Source organism: Promicromonospora kroppenstedtii DSM 19349, assembly GCF_000515355.1.
GTDB lineage: Bacteria > Actinomycetota > Actinomycetes > Actinomycetales > Cellulomonadaceae > Promicromonospora > Promicromonospora kroppenstedtii.
The window spans coordinates 109,399-115,598 of sequence record NZ_KI911710.1; the positions used below are offsets into that span (position 1 = coordinate 109,399).

5 protein-coding genes are annotated in these 6,200 nt (G+C 71.6%); all 5 read left to right on the forward strand.

Going from position 1 to position 6,200, the window contains the following annotated elements:
• The coding region (locus PROKR_RS19900) for a rhodanese-like domain-containing protein (protein WP_036966178.1) at window positions 1–225 on the forward strand (225 nt) is incomplete at its 5' end.
• A gap of 132 nt (window positions 226–357) precedes the next feature.
• On the forward strand, window positions 358–2,523 hold the full coding sequence (locus tag PROKR_RS19905; protein WP_036966181.1) for a PhoX family protein: 2,166 nt from the start codon (window positions 358–360) through the stop codon (window positions 2,521–2,523).
• A gap of 163 nt (window positions 2,524–2,686) precedes the next feature.
• Window positions 2,687–3,715 carry a hypothetical protein gene (locus tag PROKR_RS19910; RefSeq protein WP_036966184.1) on the forward strand — a complete coding sequence of 343 codons (1,029 nt, stop codon included), beginning with the start codon at window positions 2,687–2,689 and terminating at the stop codon, window positions 3,713–3,715.
• Window positions 3,712–5,292, forward strand: a complete 1,581-nt coding sequence (locus PROKR_RS19915; protein WP_036966186.1) for a phenylacetate--CoA ligase family protein — start codon at window positions 3,712–3,714, stop codon at window positions 5,290–5,292. The genes PROKR_RS19910 and PROKR_RS19915 overlap by 4 nt, the downstream gene beginning before the upstream one ends.
• A 211-nt stretch (window positions 5,293–5,503) precedes the next feature.
• Window positions 5,504–6,200: cysteine desulfurase family protein (locus PROKR_RS19920; protein ID WP_245605900.1), on the forward strand; the 697-nt coding region annotated here is incomplete at its 3' end.

Consider the following 6,200-nt stretch of genomic DNA (forward strand, 5'->3'; position numbering starts at 1 on the left):
GTCCTGCTCCTCGACGTCGGCCTGGTCCCGGGCGCCGTACCGGGCGCCGTCTTCGCGCGCCTGGAGGACCTCGCCGCCGGCCGGTTCCCGGCCGAGCTGCTGGACCACCCTGCCGACGGGCCCGTCGTCGTCGTGTGCGAGCGCGGCCTGCGCTCCCGCGGCGCCGAGCAGCTCCTGCGCGCCGAGGGCTGGCTGGACGTCACGAGCCACGCTCTCGTCGGCTAGCGGCCGCTCTTGCGGCCCCACCTCCTGGCCACCTTCCGTTCACCTGGGCGTACCTGACCTTTCGTAGGGCAGACATCGCCTGCTCCTAGGTTGACGACGTCCCACCCCCCTTTTCGGACCGGAGAGCCTCCGATGACGATTACCCCTGAGAACCGCCCGCTGCTGACGGTGCACACGCATGCGCGTGGCAAGCGCAGCCCTGTCACCTGTCGCCTCAAGTGCAACGACGCGTGCCTGCACCCCGCTCCCAACGAGAGCGCCAACGAGTACTTCAAGGACGTCGTGAGCTCGGTGCTGTCGCGCCGCGCGATGCTCGGCACCCTGGCGGTCGCCGCCGGTGCCGTCGTGATCGGCGCCCAGGGCGCCACGGCGCCGTCGGCCGAGGCCGCGACGCTGCCCGAGGGCCGGTTCCCGGGCGGTGGCCACGGCAAGGGCCTGTCCTTCGGCGCCATCGACCCGCAGCCCGTCGACGTCGACGCCCTGGTGGTCCCCGAGGGCTACACCTGGGACCCGATCATCCGCTGGGGCGACCCGATCCTTCCGGGCGGCCGCACCTTCGACCCGAACAACCAGTCGCCGGAGCAGCAGGCCAAGCAGTTCGGCTACAACTGCGACTACCTCGACATCCTGCCGATCCGTCCCGGTGAGAAGCACCGCGGGACGCGCGGCATCCTGGTCTCGAACCTCGAGTACACCAACCCCGAGATCATGTTCCCGCCCACCGAGAAGTACTGGGACGTCGCCGCCGACGGCAGCCGCGCCAAGAACGCGTACTCGCGCGCGATCGAGCGGGCCGCGCACGGCATGGCCGTCGTCGAGGTCCGCCGCCGCGGCACCGGCAAGCCGTGGGACTACCAGCGCATCAGCGTGCTGAACCGCCGCATCCACCTGGACACGGAGTTCGTGCTCGACGGCCCGGCCGCCGGCTCCGACCTGCTCAAGACGGTCGCCGATCCCACGGGCAGGCGCGTCCTCGGCACCATGAACAACTGCGCCGGCGGCACCACGCCCTGGGGCACCGTGCTGTCGGGCGAGGAGAACTTCAACGGCTACTTCGTGGCCGCGGGAGCGAACCCGACCGCCGACGCCCGGTACGGCATCGGCAGCTCCACCAGCTACGGCTGGGAGGCCGACGAGCCGCGCTTCGCGCAGTCCGAGGGCTACGAGAACGAGGCCAACCGCTTCGGCTGGATCGTCGAGCTGGACCCGTACGACCCGCAGGCGAAGCCCGTCAAGCACACCGCGATGGGCCGGTTCAAGCACGAGGGCGCCAACGTCACGCTCTCCGCCAAGGGCCACGCCGTGGCGTACATGGGCGACGACCAGGCGTTCGACTACGTCTACAAGTTCGTGTCCAAGGAGCGGGTCGCCAAGGGCGAGTCCCGCTGGGCGCGCACCCACAACAAGACCCTGCTGTCCGAGGGCGACCTGTTCGTCGCCAAGTTCACGGGCGACTCGCCGGCCGCGCAGATCGACGGCTCGGGCGCGGTCCCGGCCGACGGCGCCTTCGACGGCACGGGCGAGTGGCTCCCGCTGGTCAAGGACGGCCGCAGCAAGGTGCCGGGCATGTCCGTCGAGGAGGTGCTGGTCTACACGCGCCTCGCCGCGGACAAGGTGGGCGCCACCAAGATGGACCGCCCGGAGGACGTCGAGATCAGCCCGGTCACGGGCCGCATCTACGTGGCCTGCACGAACAACTCGGGCCGCACCCCGGGCAACGCGACCGAGGGTGCCACCGAGGCGAACCCGCGCACCCACAAGGTCGTGGGCGGCGCCACCGTCAACGGCAACCGGGACGGCCACGTGGTCGAGATCATCCCGTCCGGCGACCAGACGTCCACGCGCTTCACGTGGAACCTGCTGCTGGTCGCGGGCGACCCCGCCGTCGAGGGCACGTACTTCGCGGGCTACCCGAAGGACCGCGTGTCGCCGATCTCCTGCCCGGACAACCTCGCGTTCGACGCCGAGGGCAACCTCTGGATCTCGACGGACGGCCAGCCCAGCTCGTCGGGGATCGCGAAGTGCGACGGCCTGTTCAAGGTGCCGGTCGCGGGCCGCGAGCGCGGTCACGTCCAGCAGTTCCTCTCGGTTCCCGCGGGCGCCGAGACCTGCGGGCCGCTGGTCGACTCGCGCGACGGCATGGTCTACGTGAACGTGCAGCACCCGGGCGAGAACGGCAGCTTCGAGGCGCCGGACTCGTTCTTCCCGGACTACGTGGCCGACGGCGTCCGCCCGGAGGCGGGCGACTTCCGCGGGCCGCGCCCGACGGTGGTCCAGGTCTACCGCGACCGCCACTGACCAGGAGTCGCTGACCTGACCCGCTGAGTGCGGGATCGCTGGTCGGGCTCGTCGAGACCTGTGGGCTCTCGACGAGCCCGACCAGCGATCCCGCACTTTTGCATGCATAACGCTTTGACGTCTTTGGGGTCGGCATGTCGGTGGCTCGCGCTAGGTTGCGCTCGTGTCGCACACCGAGCCGTGGCCGAGCATCGTCGAGGACGCCCGGCACTACCCGTCCCCGCACAACTCCCAGCCCATCAAGCTGCGGCCGGTGGACGAGTCCACCGCCGAGCTCTACTACGACCTCGACCTCGGGCTGCCCGCGGAGTCGTTCGGCATCCCGTTCGGCCACGTCTGCGCCGGCGTCTTCCTGGAGTCGCTGCGCACCGTCGCCGAGGGGCTCGGGTACGGGGTCGAGGAGAGCATCGACGACGGCGAGATGGACTTCTCCGGCACCGACCGCCTGCACGGCCTGGGTACGGTCCGACTCGTCCCGCGCCCGGTGTCCGACGACGCCCGCGCGCGGCTGGAGCTCTTCCGGTCCCGCCAGACCTCGCGCCGTCCCTACGACGCCCGGCTCGTGCCCGACGACGTCGTGGCCGCCGCGGCCGACGTCGCACGCGGTGCCGGGCACACGTTCCGCACGACCGCCGACCGCGCCGTCGTGCGCCGGCTGGTGCACATCAACCAGGCGACGCTGTTCTCCGACCTGCGCAACGACGCGGTGTACGAGGAGATCATGACCTGGCTGCGGTTCAGCAAGGACGACGCCCGGGAGCGGGGCGACGGCCTGAGCGCCGAGGCCATGCTCATGCCCGGGGGTCTGCTCCGGTTCGCCATGAGCCACCGCGGCCTGTGGGACGCGCCGGTGGTCGGCGGGGCGATCCGCGCGATGTACCTGAACACGATGCGCGGGGTGCGGCAGCTCGGCTGGCTGGAGGGGCCGTTCGCGCGGCCGGCCGACCACATCGAGGCCGGACGCACCTTCATGCGCCTGTGGCTCGAGCTCACCGCCCACGGCGTGCGGCTGCACCCGTTCGGGACGGTGATCACCAACCCCGGCTCGCACGAGGCCTTCGCGCGGGAGATCTCCGCCGACGAGAACGGCGACCGCATGGCCTGGATGCTGTTCCGGTTCGGGTACAGCAAGACCCCGCCGGTGGCGCACCGCCGTCCGGCCGCCTCGATGCTGCTGGGAGCCGACCGATGAGACGAGTTCTCGCCTTCACCCTCGTGGGCCTCGTGGACGCCGTGGTGCGCCCGCTGACCCACAGCGTCCACACGCACAAGGTGCTGCTCGGGCCGGGCATCGAGCCGCTGCGCTGGTGGCTCGGCCGGCTGCGGGCCTGGCGCACGTTCGACCTCGCGGCGCGCGAGGTGCCCGCCTACCGCGCGTTCCTTGCCGAGCACGGCCGCGACAGCAGGCTGCGCCGCACGGGCTCGCTGGCCGAGACGTTCCGGGGCATCCCGGAGATGGACAAGGAGTCCTACGTCAAGCGGTGGAGCATCCCCGAGCGCTGCATCGGCGGCACCCTGCCGCGGCGCGGCGTCGTCGTCGACGAGTCCTCCGGGAGCTCGGGCACGCCCACGAGCTGGGTGCGCGGCCGCGAGGAGCGCGCCGCGACCCGCCAGCTGCTCCAGGTGGGCTTCGCGCGGACGGCGTCGTCCCTGCGCAAGAAGCCGTTCGTGCTGAACGCCTTCTCGCTGGGGGCCTGGGCCACCGGCATGAACGTCACGTCCTCGCTCACCGAGGTCACGATGATCAAGTCCTGCGGGCCCGACAAGGACAAGGTCATCGCCACGATGCAGGAGTTCGGGACCGACTACACCTACATCATCACCAGCTACCCGCCGTTCCTGAAGTCCCTGTTCGAGGACGACCGGCTGGACTGGGCCGCCTACGACATCGTGGCCGCGTTCGGCGGTGAGGGCATCAGCGAGAACATGCGCTCGCACATCCTGAAGTACGCCCACAGCGTGTTCGGCTCGTACGGGGCCAGCGACCTGGAGATCAACCTCAGCATCGAGACCGACTTCACCGTCGCGCTGCGCCGCGCCGTCGCCGCCGACCCGCGGCTGTCCGAGCGGCTGACCCGGACCGGCGAGTACGGCGTGCTCCCGATGATCTTCCAGTTCAACCCGTTCGACTACCTCGTGGAGACCAACGACGCCGGCGAGCTCGTCGTCACCATCGCCCGCGACCGGAACATCAACCCGCGCGTCCGGTACAACATCCACGACCGCGGCCACGTGCTGCGCGTCCGTGACGTGCTGCCCGTGCTCAAGGAGCTCGGTCACCACGACGTCGTCGCCGAGAAGTTCCTCGACCTGCCGCTGCTGTTCCACTACGGGCGGTCCGACCTGTCCGTCGACTACAACGGCGCCGTCATCGGCCCCGACGCCCTGCGCGACGTGGTGCACAGCGACCCCGAGCTCCTCGAGGCGGTCGAGAACCACCGCCTGATCAGCTACGAGGACGCCAACGGCGACCGCCAGCTGCACATCGCGCTCCAGCTCAGCGCCGCCGCGACGCAGGACGGCACCCTGGACCAGGACCGGTACCGCGCCCTAGTCATCACCGAGCTGCGTCGTCGCAACGGTGACTTCGACAACGGAGTGCGCACCGCCCCCGAGGGCACGCTGCCCACCATCGCCTTCTACGCCCACCGCACCGGACCGTTCGCCACGGACAGCGGCAAGCTCAAGAACGAGTACGTCTGGCAGCTGCCCGCGGGCGCCCTGGAGCAGTGGGAGACCGACCTGGGCCACGTGTTCCCCAGGGAGTGAGACCGGCGTGGGGCGGGCACGGGCCGGGCGCGGGCATAGCGCGGCTCACACCTCGGGAAGCGTTCCCGCCCCCGAAGCGTTCGTATGCTTGATGATCGTGACCACTCCGCCCCCTGACCCGGCGCGCACGCCCCTGACGGCGAGCGGCGCCCACGGTGAGCAGCATCGCGAGCCCGAAGGGGCGTACCTCGACCACGCCGCCACCACGCCCATGTCGGCGGCAGCGCTCGCGGCGTACGTCGCCGAGGCGCAGCGCACCGGCAACGCGTCGTCGCTCCACTCCGCGGGCCGTACGTCGCGCCGCGCCGTCGAGGAGGCGCGCGAGACGGTGGCGGGATCGCTGGGCGCCCGGCCGAGCGAGGTCATCTTCACCTCGGGCGGCACCGAGGCGGACAACCTCGCGATCAAGGGCATCTTCTGGGGACGCCGCGCGCAGGACACGCGCCGCACCCGAGTGCTCGTCTCCGCCGTCGAGCACCACGCCGTGCTCGACCCCGCGTTCTGGCTCGCGGGCCACGCGGGCGCGGAGATCGTGCTGCTGCCCGTCGACGCCGAGGGCCGGCTCGACCTCGACGCCCTGCGCGCCGAGCTCGCCGCCCACGCCGCCGAGACCGCGCTGATCAGCGTCATGTGGGCCAACAACGAGGTCGGCACGGTCCAGCCGGTCCGCGACGTCGTGCGCGCGGCCCGGCCCTACGGCATCCCCGTGCACACCGACGCCGTCCAGGCGGTCGGCCAGACCGACGTCGACTTCGCGGAGTCCGGCGTGGACGCCATGACCGTCTCGGCCCACAAGCTCGGCGGCCCCGTCGGAGTCGGCGCCCTGCTCGCCCGGCGCGACCTCGCGCTCGACGCCGTGCTGCACGGCGGCGGCCAGGAGCGCGGCGTACGGTCCGGCACGCTGGACG

Coding starts and splice junctions, on each gene's coding strand:
- PROKR_RS19905 (WP_036966181.1), top strand. CDS start 358: ATGACGATTACCCCTGAGAACCGCCCGCTGCTGACGGTGCACACGCAT.
- PROKR_RS19915 (WP_036966186.1), top strand. CDS start 3,712: ATGAGACGAGTTCTCGCCTTCACCCTCGTGGGCCTCGTGGACGCCGTG.